Here is a 21,242-nt window from a genome sequence, read left to right on the forward strand (position 1 = left end):
TGCATGACGACGTGGCGTATCGGTACGACGGTGATCCACAAAGTCCTGGAGGCGCAGCTGACGGTCCTCCCCTCGGAAGTCCTGCGGACGGACGACACCGCGCTCCTGAAGAGGTACCCGTGGCCCGCTCCCGACTTCAGCAGGGCGGACGGCACCTTCGTGCTCTCGGTCCACGGACTGGTCGTGGACACCGGTACGCGCAGGATCCTCGTGGACACCTGTGTGGGCAACGCGCGGGCATCGGTGCCGTTCCTGCGCATGCTGGACTCGGCCTGGCTCGAAGACCTCGGGGCCCTCGGCTACCCTCCGGAGTCGATCGACACCGTGGTCTGCACCCACCTGCACTTCGACCACGTCGGCTGGAACACGCGACTGGTGGAAGGGGAGTGGGTACCGACCTTTCCGCGCGCACGCCATCTGGTCACCCGCGCGGAATGGGACCACTGGGCGGACGAAGCGGATACGAACCTCCAGGACACGATGCGGCCGCTGATCGATGCGGGTCTCGTCGACTTCGTCGCAGCCGATCACCAGGTGTGCGGCGGCGTGCGCCTGGAAGCCGCTCCAGGGCACACCCCGGGCCAGGTGGCCGTAGTGGTCGAATCCGGCGGGGAACGCGCCGTGATCACCGGTGACCTCGTGCACCACCCGGTGCAGTTCATCGAACCCGATGTGGCCGGCCTCGCCGACGCAGACCCGGCGCTGGCCGCTGCCACCCGGCGGGCATTCGTCGAGCGGTACGCCGACACGGGAACGCTCGTGATCGGCACGCACTTCCCCGCACCCACGGCCGGCCTGCTCCGGCGCGGCGGCGACGGGACCGTACGGTTCGTCGCGGGCGGCAGGCGCTGAACCGTGGACTTCCGGCAGCTGACGTACTTCCTCGCCATCGTGGACCACGGAGGGTTCAACCGGGCGGCCGCTGCGCTCTACGTGTCTCAGCCGTCCCTGTCCCAGGCCGTGCAGACCCTGGAACGCGACCTGGGCAGCTGCCTGTTCCACCGGATGGGCCGGAGGGTGGCCCTGACCGAGGCCGGCACCGCGCTGGTTCCGCGGGCGCGGGAAGCCCTGCACGCGCTGGAGCTGGCCAGGGCGAGCGTCGGCGCCGTACGTGAACTGCGCGGCGGGCGCCTGGAGATCACCGCGATGGCTTCACCCACGATCGAACCCCTCAGCACCCTGGTCCAGCGCTTCACCGAGCGCCATCCGGAGGTGTCGCTCAGCCTGCGCGTCGCCCTCACCCGCGAGCACGTGGTCGAGACGGTGCGCACGGGAGGCTGTGAACTCGGGCTGCTGACCACCTCGTCGCCGCTGCCGGGCCGGGACGTGGTCCCGCACCGCCTCGGAGAGGACAGGCTCGTCCTGGTCACCCCGGCGGACGGCCCCTTCCCGCCCGGACGGGCCGTACGGGCGGAGCAGCTCGCCGGGCGCCGGCTGATCGTCGGGCAGCGGGGGACCGGGATCCGGGCCTACGTCGACGACCTGAAGGCAGAGGGCGTCGACGTCCGCATCGCGGTGGAGACCGAACACCGCATGGCCTTCCTGCCGCTGGTGCTCGCAGGTGTCGGACTGGCGGTGGTGACGCGGTCCTGGGCCGACCTGTCCGAACGGGCCGGAGCCCTCGTCCTCGACCTGGAACCGGCCTGCCTCCAGCACAACGTCCTGGTGAGCCGCAAGGCGCAGCTGACGCCGGCGGCCCGCGCCTTCCTGGAGATCGCCGTCCCGGACCCCCGTCCCGCCGACTCATAGGGCAGGCCTATGAGGGAGATCGGCGATACGTGTTGGACCCGGACGGCGTCCGGTTGCTGGAATGCGAGCCATGACCCACCACAGCATCGCCCTCATCCCCGGTGACGGCATCGGCGCCGAAGTCCTCCCGGCGGCACGCGAGGTCCTGGACGCCGTCGGGCAGCGCCACGGCATCACCTTCGGCTACGAGCAGTTCGACTGGTCCTGCGAGCGCTACCTGCGCCACGGATCGATGATGCCCGAGGACGGACTGGAGCAGCTCCGCCGTCACGGCGCGATCCTGCTCGGCGCGGTCGGCTACCCGGGCGTGCCGGATCACGTCTCCCTGTGGGGGCTGCTCATCCCGATCCGCCGCGCCTTCGAGCAGTACGTCAACCTCCGCCCGATCCGCGTGTTCGAGGGCCTGCCCAGCCCCGTACGCGGGGCCGTGCCCGGCGAGGTGGACTTCGTGGTCGTCCGGGAGAACAGCGAAGGCGAGTACAGCGAGATCGGTGGCCGGATGAACCGCGGGCGTCCCGACGAAATGGCCGTGCAGCAAGCGGTGTTCACGCGGGCGGGAGTGACCCGGGTCCTCGATTTCGCCTTCGGCCTCGCCGAACTGCGCGGCGGCCGGCTCACGTCGGCGACGAAGTCCAACGGCATCGTGCACACCATGCCGTTCTGGGACGAGCTGGTGGCCGAGCGTTCCGCCGGGCACCCCGCGGTGGAGTGGAACCAGGAGCACATCGACGCGCTGGCCGCCAAGTTCGTCCTCGACCCCGCACGCTTCGACGTCGTCGTCGCCTCCAACCTCTTCGGGGACATCCTCAGCGACCTGGCGGCGGCGGTGGCCGGCGGCATCGGCATCGCGCCGTCGGCCAACCTCAACCCGCGGGGCGAGCATCCGTCCATGTTCGAGCCGGTCCACGGATCGGCCCCCGACATCGCCGGTCAGGGCATCGCCAATCCGATCGGCGCGATCTGGTCCGCCGCCATGATGCTCGACCACCTCGGCCACCCCGCGGCCGCGGCCGACATCACGGACGCCATCGCCCGCGTCCTGGCCGCCACCCCGGTGCGCACGCGCGACCTCGGCGGCAGCGCCTCCACCGCCGAGTTCACCTCCACCCTCCTCCAGCACCTCTGACGGGGCCCCGGGGCCGCTTCGTGGCTACGGCAGCGCCGGATGGTGCAGGCGGCGCCAGTATCCGGCGATGTCCTCGGTGGCGGTGGTGACCGAGTCCAGGGTCATCGTCGTGCGGGAGTCCCGGCCGTAGCGGTCCCACTGCGGCATGGGGTGGTGGTTGGGGTCGCCGGTGCGGATGAAGGAGATCCAGGACGCGTGCACGGTCGCGGCGAGACCGTCACGGACCCTGGGGCCCAGCCCCGCGAGGAAGGGGGCCTGCGACCACTTGTCGAAGTTGTTGAACACGAACGGCAGCTCCAGGCAGTGCGCGGCGGCGAGTTGACCGTTGTGCGCGGGCGTCGGGAGGTTGAACTGGTACGCCCAGACCGGGCGTCCACGGGCCGCCCGCGCTTCGGCCAGCGCCACGCAGGGCATGCGGAACAGGTCGTCGGTGATCAGATCCATGAGCACGTCCAGCGGGCGGGCGCCCGGCCGGGCCTCTTCGTAGGCGGTGTAGGCCTGGGCCGCCCGGCTTCCGAAGGTGTTCCGGGCCCTGGCGAGCACCTGATCCCTGGTCGCCGTGGCGTACGGCTCGCTCAGGGCGAAGGCGAAGTTCGCCTCCTCCCTGGTCCAGCCGACCAGGACCTCGATGTCCGCCCCGGCGCCGCTGAGGAGCAGGTCGGCCGGGTTGCGGTCCAGGGTGACCTCGTCCAGCACCGGCAGGAAGGGGGTCGACCAGTACCCCCACTGCGCGGTGCGCCCGAACATCTCGAAGGTGGCCGCGATCAGGCGCGGCCAGGGCACGGCGCGGAGCTCCGCCACGTTCTTGGCTCCGACGATGTCCAGGAAGCCCGCCGTGCGCTGCAGCGACTCGGCGCGGGTGGGGATCTTCAGCCCGAGCGGCGGGCTCTGCAGGATCGCGCGCCGGAACAGCGGGCGGCCCTTGGTCCGGGCTCCGGCCAGCGCCGCCACCGACAGTGCGCCGCCGGACTGTCCGGCGACGGTGATGTTGTCCGGGTCGCCGCCGAACGCGGAGATGTTGTCCCGTACCCAGTTCAGCGCCGCGAGCTGGTCGGTGAGCCAGAAGTTCCCGCCGGCGCCATCCTCTCCGAAGTAGAGGTAACCCAGTGGTCCGAGGCGGTAGTTGATGGTCACGACGACCAGGTCGCCGTTGCGGGCGAAGGTCTCGCCGGAGTAGTTCGGCAGCGAGCCGGATCCGGAGATGAAGCCGCCGCCGTGGATCCACACCAGTACGGGCCGCTTGGCGGCGCCGGCTCCGGGGGTCCAGACGTTGAGCGTGAGGCAGTCCTCGTCGAAGGGGGGTGAGCCGTGCGTTCCGAGGACCTGGTCGCCCCCTTCCCGGTAGGGCTGCGGTGCGCTCGGTCCGAAGGCGGTCGCATCGCGCGTCCCCTGCCATCCGGGATGGGGCTGGGCCGGCCGCCATCGGAGGGCGCCGACCGGCGGCGCCGCGTAGGGCACGCCCTTGAAGACTTCGAGGCCCCCTTCCCTACTTCCGAGGAGCCGGCCCGCGGGCGCCTCGACCATGGGTGAGGACCCGTCCGTGCTCGGTGCGGCCTGCGCCGTGCCCGCGCCCGGCATGCCGGAGAGCAGCGTGGCCCCGGCCAACACCCCCGTGTTCTTGAGGATTTCGCGCCGCGATGGAACGTCGGTCATGGTGCTTCACTCCCTGACTGATCAAGAGCCCGTCGCCGAATCGGCATAGCGTGATTTTGACGAGGGTCAGTATTGCGCCATGAGTTGGGCCGGGGTCAAGGGGTCCGGGCCCTGCGCGGTCGGTGATATTACGAACTATTGACGTGCGTCAGCAATGCGCGATAGACACGTGTCACTTCCGATGCGCTGCCGGGCGGCCAGCAGGCTCGCCCAGGCCCAGGCCATCAGCAACATCCGGCCTTCCAGCGCCGGTTGACTACGTTCGGAGTTTCCATGGCAGGTCGAATCCGTCCCATTGGTCTGATCGCCGCGACGACGGCAACCCTCTTCCTGGCCACGGCATGTGGCGGCGCCAGCCTCGGGACAGGCGAGGGCGACAAGCAGAACGGGCCCCTGAAGATCGGGCTCCTCGTCCCGCAGTCGGGGACCTACAAGGCGTTGGGCGACGACATGAAGCAGGGCTTCGAGCTCTACGTACAACGGCACGGCGGCAGACTCGGCGGCCGCGAGGTGGAGATCGTGGTCGCGGACGAGGGGGAGAGCGCCGATTCGGGCAAGGCGGCGGCGGAGAAGCTGGTCAAGCAGGACCACGTACTGGCGGTGAGCGGCGTGGTCAGCTCAGCCACCATCAACGGGGTCAAGGACCTGTTCGAGAGCGCCAAGGTCCCGCTCGTCGGCTCGAACGCCTCGCCCACGACCCTGACCGGGACCAAGTACATCTGGCGCACCTCGTACGTCAACGACGAACCCGGCAAGGCGCTGGGCAAGTACGTGGCCGAGAAGGCCGGGGGCCCGGTCTTCCTGATCGCCGCGGGCTACCAGGCGGGCAAGGACGAGGTGGAAGGCTTCAAGTCCACCTTCCTCCCGGCGGGCGGCAAGATCGCGGGGGAGGAGGTCTACACGCCGTTCCCGGCGACCAAGAACTTCCAGCCCTACCTCGCGCAGATCGAGCGCTCCGGAGCCAAGTCCGTCTTCTGCTTCTACGCCGGCGGCGCGGCCGTCGACTTCGTCAAGCAGTACCGGGACTTCGGCCTGGCCGGCAAGATCCCGCTCTACGCACCCGGCTTCCTCACCGAGGGCGGCGTGCTCAAGGGACAGGGCGAGGCGGCCGAAGGCATCCTCACCGCACTCAACTACGGCGCCGACCTGGACAACGCGGCCAACAAGCAGTTCGCCCCCGCCTACACGGCCGCCTACGGATCGGCCCCCACCACGTACGCGATGGCGTCATGGGACGCGGCGCAGGTGCTCGACAAGGCGATCAAGTCCGCTGGTTCCACAGTGACTTCGGAAACGGTCAACGCCGCCATCGCCGCAGTGGGGGACATCGACAGCCCGCGGGGCACCTGGCACTTCAACGCCGGCGGCACGCCCGTACAGCCCTGGTACCTGCGCGAGGTCAAGCAGGGTGCCAACACCGTCAGTTCAGAGCTCGTCCGGCTGGGCGGCTGACATGTACGGATGGTTGGACGGCAACTTCGTCAGCGTCATCGACGGGGTCGCCTTCGGTCTGCTGCTGTTCACGATCGCGGTCGGCCTCTCCCTGGTCTTCGGCATGATGGACGTGCTCAACCTGGCTCACGGCACGCTCTACCTCGCCGGGGCCTACATCGCCTACGCCCTCTCCGACGGGAGCCTGTGGGGCCTGCTCCTCGCGCTGGCCGCAGGCGCCCTGGTGGGGGCCTGCGGCGGAGCGGCGCTGACGTTCCTCACCCAGCCGCTGGCCCGGCGCGGGCACCTCGACCAAGCCGTGCTGACGCTCGGCATCACCTTCATCGTCGCCGATCTCCTCGCCGCCGCCTTCGGCGGTGAGGTGCTGCCCACCGACCCGCCGAGGTCGCTGCGCGGGACCGTGGACCTCCTCGGCCACGCCTATCCCCTCTACCGGCTCGTGTTCATCGGCGTCGCCACCGGCCTCGCCACCGCCGTCTACCTCCTGTTCGAGCGCAGCCCGCTCGGAGCACTGGTACGGGCCACCGTCGCGGACCGGGACATGGTCCGCGCGCTGGGCGTGGACATCCGCAAGGTGCTCTACGGGGTCTTCGCGCTCGGCGCGGCCCTGGCCGTGGCCGGCGGTGTCCTCGGGGCGCCGATCCTGGGTCCCGGCCCGGGCGTCGACGAGACCGTCCTCGTCCTCTCGCTCGTCGTCGTGGTCGTGGGCGGTCTCGGATCCGTGCGCGGCGCGCTCGTCGGCGCGCTCCTCATCGGCCAGGTGCAGACACTGGGGGTGGCGCTCCTCCCGGAGTACGCCCCCTTCCTGCTCTTCGGCACCATGCTGGCCGTGCTCGTCGTCCGCCCGCACGGCCTGGTCCCGTCGGGGGTGGGCGCATGAGCCCGTCCGGATCCGAGGGATCCGCCGCCCGGCGGCTGTCCGTGACCGCCGTCGTCCTCGGGCTCGCGGCGGCCCCCTTCCTCCTCGGCCCGTACGCCATCGGCACCCTGTCGCGGATCCTGGTGTTCGCCCTCCTCGCGATCAGCGTGAACCTGCTCACCGGTCTGACCGGGCTGCCGACCCTCGGCCAGTCGGCCTACTTCGGCGTCGGCGCCTACACGGCGGCCATCGTCGCGACCCGGCTCACCGACGTCGGAATGTTCCAACTGCTCATCGCCGCAGCGGTCTCCGCGCTGGTGGCCGCGGTCACGGGATGGCTGGCGGTCAGGGCCCGGGGCGTGGTGTTCCTGATGCTGACGCTGGCCATCGGCGAGATCGCCTACAGCGCCGCCGTCAACTGGAAGTCGCTGACCAACGGCACCGACGGCGTGTCCGGCATCCCGCCCGTCGTACCGCTGCCGGGGATGCCCGCCCTGGAGCTCGACGGGCTGGTGTACCTCTACGTCCTGGCCGTGTTCCTGGCGCTCTTCGCGGCCGTCTCCCGCCTGGGCTCGACCCCCTTCGCCCTCGCCCTGCGCGGAATCCGCGACAACGAGCGCCGCATGAGCGCGATCGGATACCCCACCCGGAGGTACGCCCTGGCCGTCTACTGCGGTGCCGGTGCGCTGGCCGGGGTCGCCGGCGGCCTGTGGGTGTCGGTGCAGCGGTTCGTCTCGCCCGGCGACGCGGGATTCGAGATCGCCGCCCTGGCCCTGCTCGCCGTCGTCATCGGCGGCTCCGGCTCGCTGTGGGGGGCCTGTGCCGGAGCCGCGCTCGTCTGGCTCACCCGCGACTACCTCGGACACCTCGAAGCCGTCGCGGGCCGCGGGCCGCTGCTGCTCGGAGTGTTCTTCGTCATCGCCGTCTACGCGCTGCCCCACGGGCTGGCCGGCGTACGGCTCCCGCCCCGGCTGACCCGAAAGAGGACGGCGTGACGACACGCGATCTACTGGAACTGCGCCGGGTCTCCCGGCACTTCGGCTCCTTCCGGGCCCTGGACGAGGTCGGCCTCACCGTCCGCCGGGGTGCCCGGCACGCGGTCATCGGCCCGAACGGCGCCGGAAAGTCGACGCTGTTCGGCCTGATCTCGGGAACGCTGGCGACCACCGCCGGAACCATTCTCGTCGACGGCCAGGACGTGACCCGGCTGCCGGTGGACCGCCGGGTCGGACTCGGCGTCGCCGCCACCTTCCAGCACTCCAGCCTCTTCCTGCGCGAGACCGTCCTGGAGAACGTCCTCCTCGCCGTGCTGCGCCGGGCGGCCGGTGCCGGCGGCTGGCGCAGGGTGAGTGCCCGGCCGGCGGCGATCGCGCAGGCGCGGACGCTGCTCGAACGGGTGGGGCTGCCCGCCCGGCACGACGCCGAGGCGGCCGCCCTCTCGCACGGCGAACGGCGGCAGCTGGAGGTGGCCGTCGCCCTGGCCACCGAACCCCGGCTGCTGTTGCTGGACGAACCGGCCGCCGGGATGTCCCCGGCCGAGACGGCGCGACTCACCGAGCTCGTCGCCGCCCTGCCCGCCGAAGTGACCGTGCTCCTGATCGAACACGACCTCGACATGGTCTTCGAGCTCGCCGACACGGTGACGGTCATGCACCTCGGCAGACACCTGATCACCGGCACCCCGGACGAGGTCCGGGCCTCCAGCGAGGTCCAGAACGCCTACCTCGGCACGACGGGAGCCGCCTCGTGAAGCCCTTCCTCAGCATCCGTGGCCTGAGCTCCGGCTACGCCGGGGGCGTGGTCCTGGGCGGTGTCGACCTCGACCTCGAGGAAGGCGGGACCCTCGCGGTCCTCGGCCGCAACGGGGTGGGGAAGACCACCCTCGTCTCGACCGTCATGGGTCTCGTCCGGCCGTACGAAGGCAGCATCACCCTCGGCGGCCGGGAGATCGCCGGATCCCGCGTCGATGTGATCGCCCGGGCCGGGGTGGGCGCCGTACCGCAGGGGCGCCGGGTCTTCGCGCCGCTGACGGTGGCGGAGCACCTGACGATCGCCTCGAGGCGACCGGCCCCGGGCCCGTGGACCAGGGACCGCGTCCTCGATCTGCTCCCGCGGCTGGGGGAGCGGCTCGGGCACCGCGGTGACCAGCTCTCCGGCGGTGAACAGCAGATGCTCGCGATCGCCCGGTCCCTGCTGCGCAACCCACGCCTCCTGCTCCTCGACGAGCCGTCCGACGGCCTCGCCCCCGCGATCGTCGCCCAAGTGGGCGAGGTCATCCGCGAGGTGGGCGCGCAGGGCATGTCGGTGGTCCTCGTGGAACAGAACCTGGGTCTCGCCTTCTCCGCCGCCCAGGACGTGGCGGTCATGCAGAAGGGCCGCATCGTCCACCGGGCGCCCTGCGCGGAGTTCCGGTCCAGCCCCGAGGACCGCCGGCGCCTCCTGGGCGTCGACTGACGTTCACCGGCGTGAGACTGCTCACGAGAATCCCGTGGAACCGGCTCGACGGCAGACCCGTCCGCCGGTTCCGGGCGGACCGTACCGCCAGTGCAGGGAGGCGTCCGGGCGGGCGGCGGACGCGGGGGCTTTCCACCGGCTCCCGAACCGCCGCCGCTCGGCCGTAAATGCGGCCTGACCTGGTACGACCCGTAGTGGGGCGCCTCGATGGCCACCGCGGGCGCGCTCGCCGCGCGGCGCCCGTCACTCCGGTGCCGGCGCCGGACGAATCCGCCGGGCGATGTGCCGTCCGTCACGGGAGCCTGCGCCGGGACGGGAGGCCTTGGTCCCAAAACTGAGAGCGGGGCGGGAGGCCTTGGTCCCAAAAGCGACAAAGGGAGTAAACAGCTGATATTGCGCATTCAACTCAGCTTGTTTGATATGGCGTTTGAAGGTGCGTCATCGGCAAGCGAACAAGGCATAATTGGGCCCGGCCGTTTCCGATACCCCGAGGTGTTCCAGATGTCCTTGGTCAGCCGTACCCGCCTCGCGGCCCTGGTCGCCGCGGTCTGCGTCGGCGCCGCCGGTGTGACGGCATGGGCCTACGACGACGGCGCGAGCGACACCGGGCGGCAGGACGGCTCGGGCCCCGAGGTGGCGGACCAGGCCAGCGTGACCGAGGGCTCCACCCTCCAGATCGTCGCGCACCCCGACGACGACCTCTTCTTCATGAACCCCGACGTGAGCCGTTCCATAGCCGCCGGCATCAAGGTCACCACCGTCTACCTGACCTCCGGCGAGTCCGACGGCAGGAACGAGGCGCACGGCGGGGCACTGCAGGACCCCGTGGGCCCCGCCGACCACGCCTCCTACTCGGAGGCCCGGCAGAACGGCGTGCGCGGCGCCTACGCGCAGATGGCCACCGGTGACCGGACCAGCCCCTGGGAGCGCAAGTCCATACGGACCGCCGGCGGGGGCAGTGCCGAGGTCGACGTCCTCATAGCCCGCCCCGAGGTCAACCTGGTGTGGATGGAGCTCCGCGAGGCCCGCAGCATCTCGGGGGACAACCCGCAGAGCCTGCGCGGACTGTGGGACGGCAAGATAACCGCCCTCGACGCCCAGCTGTCCTCCGGTTCGCCGGTCAAGCAGACGTTCTCGTACACCAAGGACCAGGCGATAGCCGCGATCGCGGGCGTCCTGTCGACGTACAAGCCGACCACGATACGGACGCAGGACCCGACCCCGGGCAGGATCGAGGCCACGGGGGTCTTCCTCGACCACCAGGACCACATGTACGGCGCCCGCTTCGTCCAGGCCGCCAGCGAACGCTACGCGCAGTCCGCGGACCGGCCGCACTTCTCCATCCAGAACTACATCAGCTACCCCAACACCGGCCTGCCCCCGACGCTCGACGCGCGCGCGGCCGAGGAGAAGCTGGGCTACCTCAAGACCTACGCCTGGACGGACCGCGAGGACTGGTGCCGCAGCCCCGCCGGCTGCGGAGACCGCAAGACCGCGACCCGGCCCACCGGCGCCGGCTGGAATCAGACCATCCGCTACAGCCGGGGCGACGCCACCTCCTGGATGGCCGAGGGCGCCCCCGGACGGGTGTGGGCCTTCGCCGTACTGGACGGTCGCATGGCGTACTGGACCCGCGGCGGGGAGAAGGCTCCCTGGCAGGGCCCCCAGTTCCTTCCCGGCCCCGGCACCGGCCCCGGTACCGCGCTCGACACGGGGGCGACCGCGGTCCGGCTCCCCGGCGGCAGGCTCGCGGTGTTCGCCACCCGCACCACCTTGGGCGCGAAGCACCAGGACTACAGCCGTGACCTCGTGTACGCCGTCCAGTCCGAGGCCAACGGCGCATTCGGCCCGTGGAAGTCACTGGGCTCCCCGGACACCGTCGACCGGTCCGGCACCTCGGCGATCAGCGGGCCGGCCGTGGCCGTGGATCAGTCCGGCCGGATGACGGCGTACGTGCGCGACTCCCGGCGCACCCTGCGGGCCGCGGCGCAGTCGGCCCCGGACGGGGCGTTCGGCGAATGGAAGGCCCTGGGCGGCGCCGGTCTCCAGGGCGATCCGGTCGCCGAGACCGACAGGTCCGGGCGGCGCCACGTCTACGCGGCTACGCACGGCTCCGTGCTCGCCTGGGTCCAGCCGGCGCCGGGCGCCCCGCTCGGCGGCCCCTTCCCGACCTATCTGCCCCCGACGACGGGCGTGCTCTCGGCGGTGCCGGAGGGCGACGGCGTCCGCCTGTTCTTCCGCAGGCCCGGCAAGGGCACCGTCGCCACGACCCTGGCCACCGCGGGCGGACAGCCCGCACCGCGGTTCTCCCCGGTCACCGAGACCGGCGGTCCGGGCGGCTACGGCGCCGTGGGCGTCGTGGGCGACATGCTGGTGGGCCGCGCGAGCACGGGCGCGGTCGGCCTGGTGGGCATGGCGGGCACGGGCGGTCCGCAGGACTGGCAGGAATCCCGGATGCTGTTCACGGGCGCCCCGGCGGGCGTGGCCGACGGACCCCGTACGGACGTCGCGGCGGCCCTCGGCCTGGACGCCGATCTGCACGTGATCACCCCGACCCCGCCGCCCGGATCCAAGCCGCCGGCCGGCCCTCCGGCCCCGTGGCACCGCGCGGTCAAGCCCTAGCACTGGGGTCGTCACCGCCGCGGCCCCGGGCTTCCTCAGGACCGCAGAGGTGGCGTCGGGAGTGCCTCGCCGTCGAGTGCCAGCAGGGAGAGGACGGTGATCGAGCCCGTCCAGGCCAGTGGTGCGACCGATGAGGGCCTGCCGGCGCCGTCGACCTTCTCGGGCAGCTCCCCGAGCGGGTTCCGCTTGGACAGGACCCAGTCCAGGACCTGCCCGGCCTTCTCCGCCCTCCCCGTGCCGGCCCAGGCGAGGGCGAAGAGCGAGGTGCTCGGAGTCCAGGCGTTCCCGCCCCAGGGTGCCTTCGGGTCGTTCCCCGGAGTGATGCCGCCGTTGGGCAGGAGCAGGGCCTCGTACGTGGTGTCGAGTGCTCGGGGCAGACCGGCCGGGGCCGCGTTGAAGGGTGGCGCCATGAAGGTCACCGCGCTGTCGTGCCCGTGCAGTCCGTCGGCCGTGCGCCGGTAACCCCCGGGAGCGAAGCTCTTGGCCAGCGCGGAGGCGAGCCGCCCGGCAGCGGCGCTCCAACGGGCCGCGTCCTGCGGCCTGTTCATCTCCGCGGCGAGGTCCGCCGAGGCGTTGAGCCCGGCGAGCAGGGGTGCGGCCGTGCCGATGTTCGGGGTGGCCGTCATCAGCTCCCAGTAGTCCGGGGAAGCCGGGGGCAGCCCGTCCTTCCCCAGGGAGGCCGCCGCATGGTCGGCCGCCTTGCGGATCATCGGGTACAGGACGGCCAGCCGGGCCTGCCGGGTCGCACCGGGCGCCGTCCGGTACCACTGCCAAGTGGACCAGGGGACCCAGCCGTTGGCGTCGAGCTGCCACCGCCTGCCGTCCGGCGGGCCGGAGCCGTCGAGCTTGGTCCGCGCCTCCCAGGTGCCGTCCTTGCGCTGGGTCCGGGCGCTGTGGCGCAGAATCCGGTAGGCCTCGGCCTCGTGGCCGGTGTGTGCGAACGCGGCGGCGGCGAAGCTGGAGTCGCGGGGCCAGGAGTACATCCAGCCGGGGGTCCACCCCGCCGCCATGGCCCCGTCCGGCCGGAGCAGGGCGCGCATCCCCAGCAGGGCCCGCTCGGCCGCCGCGCGCTGCGCCGGAGACCTGCCCGGGACCCGTCCGGCGGCCAGCCAGGCACGGCTCCGCTCGATCTGCCGCCGGGCCGCCGGATCCCCGGGAGCCACCACCACCGAAGCGGTCCGGCCGTCGGGGAGGTACTTCCACCGGCCGGACGCCAGCCGCAGTACGTTGCTCCGCTCGATGTACCGCGCGCCCGCGGCGACGGACGGAGCGATGCCCTCGGTGGCGGTCGTGTTGGAGAGGACCCCGACGGAGGGGGTGAGGGCGGCGGGCATCGGCAGGAAGGGGTAGCTGCCGTACAGGGCGGCGCCGTGACCCTGGTGCCCCGTGGGTCTGACGAGGAACGGCGACCGTGCTCCCTCGGCGGGCCGGCGGGCCGGCCCCGTGGAGATGCACACGGGAAGGGCGACGCTCACGAGGGACGCCGCCACGACCGCCCAGCGGACGAGCGGGGCAGCAGGCATCGCCGTTCCTTCCGTAGGAGGTGCGTGTGCGGGTCGCCCCGGATCTTCCATCGTGGACGCGACGGGCTGAGCCCACCACGACAGGGCCGCCGCCCGGGTGATCTAGGCCGTCTCTTTCGGATCTTGCCGGGTCCGCGCCGCCCGGCACCGCACCTCGCCGCGCTGCCGGGGCACCCGAGTACGTCCAGTACGCGGGAGACCCGGCAGCACGGCGAGGCACGGCACCGGACGACGCGGGCTCGACCGGCAAGATCCGAAAGAGACGACCGAGGCCCCTCGCGAACTCATGTACCCGCGTGACCTCCGGATGCCGGTGGGCGCGGCACCGTGCACATTGTTGTGACCGGACCCGCCCTGCGCCGACGTTAAGGACTGGTGAATGAGCACTGATGTGACCGAGGGCATGGGCGAGGGCGTCGGCGTGGGCAAGCACGGGCCCGCGGGGGAGGGAGACCCGCGGACGGATTCCCCGGCAGCGGTCCGGGGCAGTGACCGGCGGGCGTTCGGCCGCGGGCTGATGCTCGGTACGGCCGGGATCCTGGTGACCGTGTCGGGGGCGCTGGTCGCCGTCGGGTGTTTCCTCGGGCTCTACGTGCGGCCGACCTCGGACGACTGGTGCGCCGCCTGGAAATCCCGTGACATGGGCGTCTTCGGGATCACCTCCGATTTCTACATGACCCAGAACGGCCGGGTCGCCAACGCCTTCCTGAGCGGCGTCATCTACGGCGACGGACTCATCGGCACCAAGATCCTGCCGACCGTCATCGCCGTCACCTTCACCCTCGGCCTGGTCCTCCTCGGCGCCCAGTTCATGCGGTTCCTCGGAGCCAAGCCCCGCCTGCTCCTCCTCACGGCCGCCGCCCTGGTCCTCCAGGCCCTCCTCTACTTCGCCGGAACCCGCAGCTATCAAGTACTGCTGTGGGCCCCGGCCACCATTTCGCACACCGTTCCGAGCGTCATCGGAGTGTGGGCGCTGCTGCTGGGAATCCGGACGGTCCGCCGGCCGGCCGGCGGAGCCCGGACGTTCGGGTTCGTGGCGACGTTCCTCATCGCTGCCGCGCTCGGCACCCTGAGCGAGCCGTTCACGCTGGTCACCGGCCTCCTCGGCGCCGGCGCCGGACTCCTGGCCATCCCCCGGTTCCGGCTCGCGGCCACCTGGCGCCCCTTCACCTGGTGCCTGACCTGGTGCCTCGGACTCCTCAGCGGCCTGCTCCTCCTCTACACCTCCCCCGGAGCCCGCTGGCGCCGCGCCCAGAACCCCTCCAAGGAATCCCTCCTCTCCCGCAAGGGACTGCGCGCCACCACCCACGACTGGCTCCTCATGTGGGACTCCGTCACCGGCCAGTGGGCCTACCTCGCAGCCGCCGCCGTCGGCATCCTGATCGGCCTCGCCATCGGCCTGCGCACCCCCGCCGGCCGGCGAGGACCGGACCGCACCGTCCCGCGGCTGACCCGGGCAGCCCTCTGGCTGCTCCCGGCGCTCGTCGTCGTCCTCGGCTCCTTCGCCGTCGCAGCCGGCCTGCGCAGCGGATACGGCCCCACCGGCTGGACCTACGCCCGCACCTGGACCAACTACCTCGTCCCCATGGTCCTCGCGCTCTGCGCCTACGGAGCCCTGCTCGGCCAGTGGGCCGGCCGCCACCTCGCCAGCCGGACCACCACCACCCGGTACGCACCCGTCGCCGTCATCGCCACAGGCGCCTTCACGCTCGCCGCGATGGCCGCGCTCGTCCCCGCCGTCCAGACGCTGACCACCACCACCGTCACCCGATCGGTGGCCTGGGACGCCCAGAACGCCCGGATCGAGAAGGAAGCCCGGCAGGGCACCACCGACGTCGGCTACAAGCCCCTCTACATCGGAAACCTCGCCGAGCCCTTCTACACCAAGAACTACCAGCGCGACTGGGTCTCCGCCTGCGTCTCCAAGTGGTACGACATCGACCGGATCCACCGCCGCTGAGCGCGGACCGCTGGCGCCTAGGCCGTCTTCGCAGGGCGCCACTCACGTGCGGCATTTGCCAGGTTTTAGCACTATTCGCCGCTAGGTTGATCCGGTGAGCGACGTAGTGAAGCCCGCCGTGCCACCTCCGGCCACCCCGGCCAGGGCCCTGCTGCCCCTGGTCCTGCCCGCCCTGGTGATCGGGCTGGGCTCGAGCCTGCTGCTGGCCGCCGTCAGTGAGGCGGCCGAGCTGTTCAAGGACGTGCTCTGGGAGACCCTTCCCGACGCCATCGGGATCGGCCGCTGGTCCGTGGGGTGGATCATGGCCGTCCTGACGGCGACCGGCATCGCCGTCGGCCTCGTGGTGTGGAAGGCACCCGGACACGCCGGGCCGGATCCCGCTACCACCGGACTGGTGGACGCTCCGCTGTCCCCCCGCGTGGTCCCGGGCCTGCTGCTGGCGACCGGGCTGGCCCTGGCCGGCGGGGTGAGCCTGGGCCCGGAGAACCCGATCACCGCCGCCAACATCGCCCTCGCCTACTGGCTGGGCCGGCGCCTGGTGCCCGGCAGCTCGGGACAGGTATGGGCGGCCCTGGGCGCCGCGGGTACGGTCGGGGCGCTGTTCGGCACCCCCGTCGCGGCCGCGCTGATCCTCACCGAGTCGCTGGCCGCGGCTCCCCGTCCGCAGAACCCGGCCGAACGGACCCCGAGCCTGTGGGACCAGCTCTTCGCCCCGCTGGTCGCGGCGGGCGCCGGCGGAGTCACCTCCAAGCTGCTCGGCGTGCCCTCCTTCGGTCTGTCCCTGCCCGCCTTCGACGGCCCGCGCTGGCCCGACCTGCTCGCCGCTCTCCTGGTCGCCCCGGTCGCCGCGGTCCTGGGCCTGGCCGCCGTCTACGCCTTCCCGTACGTCCATCGCGCCTTCCGGATGCTGCCGCATCCCGTACTGGCGCTGACCCTGGGCGGAGTGGTGCTGGGTCTGCTCGGGGCCCTCGGCGGCCACCTCACCCTCTTCAAGGGGCTGGACGAGATCGGCGAACTGGCCGCCGATCCGAAGGGGCACTCCGCGGGCGCCCTCGTCATGATGACCGTGGTGAAGCTGGCCGCCGTACTGGTGGCCTGCGGGTCCGGGTTCCGGGGCGGGCGGATCTTCCCGTCCGTCTTCGCGGGAGCCGCCTTCGGCCTGGCCGTCCACGCCCTGGTGCCGGCGGTGGAGCCTTCGGTGGCCGTGACCTGCGGGGTGCTCGGCCTCCTGCTGGCCGTCACCCGGCAGGGCTGGCTGAGCCTGTTCACCGCGGCGGTCATCGCCCCGGGCATCGGCCTGCTGCCCCTGCTGTGCCTCGCGCTGCTCCCGGCCTGGCTCCTGGTCACCGGGCGTCCCCAGATGCAACTGGACGAATCAGGCGCCGCCCTGCGCTGACCGGGCGCAGGCGGGGCACAGCCCGCGGTACGTGACCTCGACCCCGGTCACCGTGAAGCCGAACCGCTCCTCGTCCGGAAGCCCGGTCAGCGGGCTGCTCTGCGGGTGGACATCGCGGATCAGGCCGCAGTCGGAGCAGACCAGGTGCTGGTGAGGGTGGTGCGCGTTGGGGTCGTAGCGCTTCGCCCGGCCGTCGGTGGTGATCTCGACGACCTCGCCCAGGGAGACGAGCTCGCCCAGGGCGTTGTAGACGGTGGCCCGGGAGATCTCGGGCAGCAGCCGCACCGCCCGGGCGTGCACCTCGTCGGCCGTGAGGTGGGTGTGGTCGCCGTCGAGGACCTCCGCGACCACGCGCCGCTGGGAGGTCATCCGCCAGGCGCGCCCTCGTAGCCGTTCCAGCAGGTCACTCATATCGGCTCACCTTTTCAGGTTCGACGGGTACCCCGAAACTTACCGGCCGACGTCCGGAAACCGACGGGATATGGGCTTGGTGTCTTTCTTGACTTGGATTCCGTCGATCGTAGGATCGGTTCCGTCGATAGCCAAGGGACAGACAGACTCCAAAGCAGCGGGAGACTGGACGTGAGCGACAACCTCGGCGTCAGGACGATCAACGGAGCCGGGCCCGTTACCGGGGTCCTGAGCCACCAATGTTCCACCGCATGCAGTTCCTGATCACCGTGACCGCCTGGTCCGGTCCGGAAGGATTCCCATGTCTGAGAACCATGATGCAATCGTCACCGACGCGAAGGCGGAGGGCGCGACGGGCTGTCCGGTCGCGCACGAACGCGCCGCGCACCCGACCCAGGGCGGCGGAAACCGCCAGTGGTGGCCGGATCGCCTCAACCTGAAGATCCTCGCCAAGAACCCCGCCGTGGCCAACCCGCTCGGCGAGGAGTTCGACTACGCGGCGGCCTTCAACACCCTCGACCTCCCGGCGGTGAAGCGGGACATCGCCGAGGTCCTGACCAGCTCGCAGGACTGGTGGCCCGCCGACTTCGGCCACTACGGCCCGTTCATGATCAGAATGGCCTGGCACAGTGCCGGCACCTACCGCATCAGCGACGGCCGCGGCGGCGCCGGGGCCGGCCAGCAGCGCTTCGCGCCCCTCAACAGCTGGCCGGACAACGGCAACCTGGACAAGGCCCGCCGCCTGCTGTGGCCGGTCAAGAAGAAGTACGGCCAGAGCCTCTCCTGGGCCGACCTCATGATCCTCACCGGCAACGTGGCGCTGGAGTCCATGGGCTTCGACACCTTCGGTTTCGGCGGCGGCCGGGCCGACGTCTGGGAGCCCGACGAGGACGTCTACTGGGGTCCCGAGACCACCTGGCTCGACGACGAGCGCTACACCGGTGACCGGGAGCTGGAAAACCCCCTCGGCGCCGTCCAGATGGGCCTCATCTACGTCAACCCCGAGGGCCCCAACGGCACTCCGGACCCGGTCGCCGCGGCCCGCGACATCCGTGAGACGTTCCGCCGGATGGCGATGAACGACGAGGAGACCGTCGCCCTGATCGCGGGCGGCCACACCTTCGGCAAGACCCACGGCGCGGGCCCGGCGGAGAGCGTCGGCGCCGACCCCGAGGCCGCCCCGATCGAGGCGCAGGGCCTGGGCTGGGCCAACTCCTTCGGCACCGGCAAGGGCGGCGACGCCATCACCAGCGGTCTCGAGGGGATCTGGACCAACACCCCGATCGCCTGGGACAACACCTTCTTCGACATCCTCTTCGGCTACGAGTGGGAGCTCTTCCAGAGCCCGGCCGGCGCCCACCAGTGGCGGCCGAAGGCGGGCGCCGGAGCGGGCACCGTGCCCGACGCCCACGACCCGTCCAAGAGCCACGCGCCGACGATGCTCACGACCGACCTGTCGCTGCGGATCGACCCGGCCTACGAGCAGATCTCGCGCCGCTTCCACGAGAACCCGGCCGAGTTCGCGGACGCCTTCGCCCGCGCCTGGTTCAAGCTGACCCACCGCGACATGGGCCCGGTCGTCCGCTACCTCGGCCCCGAGGTCCCCTCCGAGACGCTGCTGTGGCAGGACCCGCTCCCCGCGGTGACGCACCCGCTCGTCGACGCCGCGGACATCGCCTCGCTCAAGAGCCAGGTGCTCGCCTCGGACCTGTCGGTGTCCCAGCTCGTCTCCACCGCCTGGGCCTCCGCCTCCTCCTTCCGCGGCAGCGACAAGCGCGGGGGCGCCAACGGCGCGCGCATCCGCCTCCAGCCCCAGAGCGGCTGGGAGGTCAACAACCCCGACGAGCTGGCTACGGTGCTGCGCACGCTGGAGGGCATCCGGGAGTCCTTCAACTCGGCGCAGAGCGGTGGCAAGCAGATCTCGCTGGCCGACCTGATCGTCCTGGCCGGCGGCGCGGCCGTCGAGCAGGCCGCCAAGGACGCCGGTGTCCAGGTCCAGGTCCCCTTCGCCCCGGGCCGCGCGGACGCCACGCAGGAGCAGACGGACGTGGAGTCCTTCGCGGCGCTCGAACCGGCCGCCGACGGGTTCCGCAACTACCTCGGCAAGGGCAACCGCCTGTCGGCCGAGTACCTGCTGCTCGACAAGGCGAACCTGCTGAACCTGAGCGCCCCCGAGATGACGGTCCTCGTCGGCGGTCTGCGCGTCCTCGGCGCGAACCACCAGCAGTCGAAGCTCGGCGTCCTCACCACGGCCCCCGGGACGCTGACCAACGACTTCTTCGTCAATCTGCTCGACCTGGGCACGACGTGGAAGACGACGGCCGGGGACGAGGACACCTTCGAGGGCCGGGACGCCGCGGGGGCGGTCAAGTGGACCGGCACCCGCGTCGACCTCGTCTTCGGCTCGAACTCCGAGCTGCGCGCGCTCGCCGAGGTCTACGCGAGCGACGACGCGAAGGCGAAGTTCGTCAAGGACTTCGTCGCCGCCTGGGACAAGGTCATGAAGCTGGACCGCTTCGACCTGGTCTAGTCACGGAGCCGGGGCCGGCCGTCATCCACCGATGGCGGCCGGCCGCCGCGCCGACCGGGCCACGAGGAAGAGGAACAGCCCGCAGGCGGTGACCAGGACCCAGCCCGGCCGCGATGCCCGCGCCAGCCCGGCCGGGTCCGCACCGGCGACCAGCCCGCCGGCGACGGCGATGCCGATCGCGGCGCCGAACTGCCGTGCCGTGGACGTGATCGCTCCGGCCACCGCGGCCCTGGCCGGCGGCAGCCCGCTCACCGCCGTGTTGGTGATCGGAGCGTTGGCGAACCCGAACCCGGTGCCGATGAGCAGGTAGGCGAGCAGGAGCAGCGGCACGCCGGTGTCCGCATCGAGCCGGACCAGGCAGAGCCCGCCAGCCGTCATGAACCCGCCGGCCAGCAGCAGCGGCAGCCGGGGCCCGCCGCGGCCGGTCATCCGGCCGGACAGCGGCGCGCAGAAGACCGCCCCGACCGCCATCGGCAAGGTGGCCGTACCGGCGGCCAGCGGGGTCCATCCCCGGGTGTGCTGCAGGTAGAGGGTGTTGAGCAGCAGGGTCAGGTTCAGGGCGACGAAGACCGCCACGGCACCCAGGAACGCACTCCGGAAGGCCGGTGTACGGAAGAGCCGCGGATCCATCAGCGGATCGCTCCGACGGGACTCGACCCGTACGAATCCGGCCGCCGCCGCGGCGGTGAACCCGTACGCGCACAGCGCCCCGGACGAGGTCCAGCCGATGTGCGGACCCTCGATGAGGACGGCGACCGAGATCCCGATGACCGCCGTCAGCAGGAGCTGGCCCGGCAGGTCTAGGCGCTGCGGCCGCTGCGCCCGGGATTCCGGGACGAACACCGAGCTGAGCACCAGGGCGATCACGATGACCGGTGCGTTGATCCAGAACACCGACCGCCAGCCGAAGGCCGCGACGAGGGCGCCGCCCATGACCGGGCCGACGGCCATGCTGAGCCCGAAGACCGCCGCCCAGACCCCGATCGCCTGAGCCCGCTCCCTCGGGTCGGGCATCGCGTTCACCACGATCGCCAGTGCCACGGGGCTGAGCATCGAGGCGCCGATTCCCTGGACCGCCCGGGCCGCGACGAGCACCTCCACCGAGGGGGCGATCGCGCAGAGCAGCGAGGCGAGGGCGAACACGCTCAGCCCGAGCCGGAACACCCTGCGGCGCCCGAAGCGGTCCGCCATCGCGCCGGAGGTGATCAGGAGGCTGGCCAGGACCAGGGTGTAGGCGTCCACGGTCCATTCGAGCGACCGGGTCCCGGCGTGGAGGCCGCGCCCGATGGCGGGCAGGCCCACGTTGACGATGGTGGTGTCCAGGCCCACCAGGAACATGCTCAGACAGCAGACGGCCAGCACCGTCCAGCGTCTGCGTGCGCTCAGCGCGGGGGGAACTGCCTGAATCGTCGTGGCCACGGCCTACCTCACAGGGTCGGAATCTGTGCGGCCATGCTCCGGCCGGACGGCCTCGAGGACCCAGAAGATTTGCGAAGACTGCAAAATG

Annotated in this window: 16 protein-coding genes; 12 read left to right on the forward strand and 4 right to left on the reverse strand. The window is 71.8% G+C overall.

Features of this window, described 5'->3' with window-relative positions; all coding sequences use genetic code 11:
• The first annotated feature begins 3 nt into the window (after nucleotides 1–3).
• The 3 genes from OHU74_RS31880 to OHU74_RS31890 all read left to right on the forward strand — a co-directional run bounded on the left by OHU74_RS31880 (nucleotide 4) and on the right by OHU74_RS31890 (nucleotide 2,875).
• The gene (locus tag OHU74_RS31880) at nucleotides 4–852 is read left to right on the forward strand and encodes an MBL fold metallo-hydrolase (RefSeq protein ID WP_371619093.1); all 849 of its coding nucleotides are present in this window, start codon (nucleotides 4–6) and stop codon (nucleotides 850–852) included.
• Nucleotides 853–855: 3 nt separating this feature from the next.
• The gene (locus OHU74_RS31885) at nucleotides 856–1,749 is read left to right on the forward strand and encodes a LysR family transcriptional regulator (protein ID WP_371619094.1); all 894 of its coding nucleotides are present in this window, start codon (nucleotides 856–858) and stop codon (nucleotides 1,747–1,749) included.
• A gap of 70 nt (nucleotides 1,750–1,819) precedes the next feature.
• Nucleotides 1,820–2,875, forward strand: a complete 1,056-nt coding sequence (locus tag OHU74_RS31890) for a tartrate dehydrogenase (protein WP_371619095.1) — start codon at nucleotides 1,820–1,822, stop codon at nucleotides 2,873–2,875.
• Nucleotides 2,876–2,899: 24 nt separating this feature from the next.
• Here the strand turns inward: OHU74_RS31890 and OHU74_RS31895 are convergent, their stop codons facing one another.
• A complete protein-coding gene (locus OHU74_RS31895; RefSeq protein WP_371619096.1) occupies nucleotides 2,900–4,528 on the reverse strand; it encodes a carboxylesterase/lipase family protein in 1,629 nt (542 codons plus the stop codon).
• Between the two features lie 273 nt (nucleotides 4,529–4,801).
• Here OHU74_RS31895 and OHU74_RS31900 point away from each other — a divergent pair, with 273 nt between their 5' ends.
• The 6 genes from OHU74_RS31900 to OHU74_RS31925 all read left to right on the forward strand — a co-directional run bounded on the left by OHU74_RS31900 (nucleotide 4,802) and on the right by OHU74_RS31925 (nucleotide 11,915).
• The gene (locus tag OHU74_RS31900) at nucleotides 4,802–5,980 is read left to right on the forward strand and encodes an ABC transporter substrate-binding protein (RefSeq protein ID WP_371619097.1); all 1,179 of its coding nucleotides are present in this window, start codon (nucleotides 4,802–4,804) and stop codon (nucleotides 5,978–5,980) included.
• Between the two features lies 1 nt (nucleotide 5,981).
• Nucleotides 5,982–6,860, forward strand: coding sequence for a branched-chain amino acid ABC transporter permease (locus OHU74_RS31905; RefSeq protein WP_371619098.1), 879 nt, complete (start codon nucleotides 5,982–5,984; stop codon nucleotides 6,858–6,860).
• The gene (locus tag OHU74_RS31910; protein WP_371619099.1) at nucleotides 6,857–7,834 is read left to right on the forward strand and encodes a branched-chain amino acid ABC transporter permease; all 978 of its coding nucleotides are present in this window, start codon (nucleotides 6,857–6,859) and stop codon (nucleotides 7,832–7,834) included. Before OHU74_RS31905 ends, OHU74_RS31910 begins: the two co-directional genes overlap by 4 nt.
• Nucleotides 7,831–8,589, forward strand: coding sequence for an ABC transporter ATP-binding protein (locus tag OHU74_RS31915; protein WP_371619100.1), 759 nt, complete (start codon nucleotides 7,831–7,833; stop codon nucleotides 8,587–8,589). Before OHU74_RS31910 ends, OHU74_RS31915 begins: the two co-directional genes overlap by 4 nt.
• Nucleotides 8,586–9,293, forward strand: coding sequence for an ABC transporter ATP-binding protein (locus tag OHU74_RS31920; RefSeq protein WP_371619101.1), 708 nt, complete (start codon nucleotides 8,586–8,588; stop codon nucleotides 9,291–9,293). The genes OHU74_RS31915 and OHU74_RS31920 overlap by 4 nt, the downstream gene beginning before the upstream one ends.
• A gap of 501 nt (nucleotides 9,294–9,794) precedes the next feature.
• Nucleotides 9,795–11,915, forward strand: coding sequence for a PIG-L family deacetylase (locus OHU74_RS31925; protein WP_371619102.1), 2,121 nt, complete (start codon nucleotides 9,795–9,797; stop codon nucleotides 11,913–11,915).
• Nucleotides 11,916–11,950: 35 nt separating this feature from the next.
• Here the strand turns inward: OHU74_RS31925 and OHU74_RS31930 are convergent, their stop codons facing one another.
• Nucleotides 11,951–13,438, reverse strand: a complete 1,488-nt coding sequence (locus tag OHU74_RS31930; RefSeq protein WP_371619103.1) for a hypothetical protein — start codon at nucleotides 13,436–13,438, stop codon at nucleotides 11,951–11,953.
• 379 nt (nucleotides 13,439–13,817) lie between these two features.
• Between OHU74_RS31930 and OHU74_RS31935 the strand changes: the two genes are divergently transcribed.
• Entirely contained in the window at nucleotides 13,818–15,398 is a 1,581-nt protein-coding gene (locus tag OHU74_RS31935) for a DUF6056 family protein (RefSeq protein WP_371619104.1), read from the forward strand.
• Between the two features lie 94 nt (nucleotides 15,399–15,492).
• Nucleotides 15,493–16,794, forward strand: coding sequence for an ion channel protein (locus tag OHU74_RS31940; RefSeq protein WP_371619105.1), 1,302 nt, complete (start codon nucleotides 15,493–15,495; stop codon nucleotides 16,792–16,794).
• On the opposite strand, the gene OHU74_RS31945 is transcribed toward OHU74_RS31940, so the two are convergent.
• The gene (locus tag OHU74_RS31945; RefSeq protein ID WP_371619106.1) at nucleotides 16,774–17,205 is read right to left on the reverse strand and encodes a Fur family transcriptional regulator; all 432 of its coding nucleotides are present in this window, start codon (nucleotides 17,203–17,205) and stop codon (nucleotides 16,774–16,776) included. The two genes, OHU74_RS31940 and OHU74_RS31945, sit on opposite strands and share 21 nt — an antisense overlap.
• 301 nt (nucleotides 17,206–17,506) lie before the next feature.
• Between OHU74_RS31945 and katG the strand changes: the two genes are divergently transcribed.
• Nucleotides 17,507–19,735 (forward strand): catalase/peroxidase HPI, encoded by a 2,229-nt coding sequence (gene katG, locus OHU74_RS31950; RefSeq protein WP_371619107.1) that lies wholly within the window; start codon nucleotides 17,507–17,509, stop codon nucleotides 19,733–19,735.
• Nucleotides 19,736–19,756: 21 nt separating this feature from the next.
• Here katG and OHU74_RS31955 read toward each other — a convergent pair whose 3' ends face one another.
• Nucleotides 19,757–21,154: an MFS transporter gene (locus tag OHU74_RS31955; protein ID WP_371619108.1), complete on the reverse strand. Its 1,398-nt coding sequence runs from the start codon at nucleotides 21,152–21,154 to the stop codon at nucleotides 19,757–19,759.
• Between the last annotated feature and the right edge of the window lie 88 nt (nucleotides 21,155–21,242).

The sequence above is a fragment of the Streptomyces sp. NBC_00454 genome (assembly GCF_041434015.1).
Classification (GTDB): domain Bacteria; phylum Actinomycetota; class Actinomycetes; order Streptomycetales; family Streptomycetaceae; genus Streptomyces.

Bases quoted from the DNA above. Each gene is read 5' to 3' on its own strand.
- OHU74_RS31935 (WP_371619104.1), top strand. From the start codon at position 13,818: ATGAGCACTGATGTGACCGAGGGCATGGGCGAGGGCGTCGGCGTGGGC.
- OHU74_RS31910 (WP_371619099.1), top strand. From the start codon at position 6,857: ATGAGCCCGTCCGGATCCGAGGGATCCGCCGCCCGGCGGCTGTCCGTG.
- katG (WP_371619107.1), top strand. From the start codon at position 17,507: ATGTCTGAGAACCATGATGCAATCGTCACCGACGCGAAGGCGGAGGGC.
- OHU74_RS31890 (WP_371619095.1), top strand. From the start codon at position 1,820: ATGACCCACCACAGCATCGCCCTCATCCCCGGTGACGGCATCGGCGCC.
- OHU74_RS31930 (WP_371619103.1), bottom strand. From the start codon at position 13,438: ATGCCTGCTGCCCCGCTCGTCCGCTGGGCGGTCGTGGCGGCGTCCCTC.
- OHU74_RS31900 (WP_371619097.1), top strand. From the start codon at position 4,802: ATGGCAGGTCGAATCCGTCCCATTGGTCTGATCGCCGCGACGACGGCA.
- OHU74_RS31880 (WP_371619093.1), top strand. From the start codon at position 4: ATGACGACGTGGCGTATCGGTACGACGGTGATCCACAAAGTCCTGGAG.
- OHU74_RS31945 (WP_371619106.1), bottom strand. From the start codon at position 17,205: ATGAGTGACCTGCTGGAACGGCTACGAGGGCGCGCCTGGCGGATGACC.
- OHU74_RS31895 (WP_371619096.1), bottom strand. From the start codon at position 4,528: ATGACCGACGTTCCATCGCGGCGCGAAATCCTCAAGAACACGGGGGTG.
- OHU74_RS31925 (WP_371619102.1), top strand. From the start codon at position 9,795: ATGTCCTTGGTCAGCCGTACCCGCCTCGCGGCCCTGGTCGCCGCGGTC.
- OHU74_RS31905 (WP_371619098.1), top strand. From the start codon at position 5,982: ATGTACGGATGGTTGGACGGCAACTTCGTCAGCGTCATCGACGGGGTC.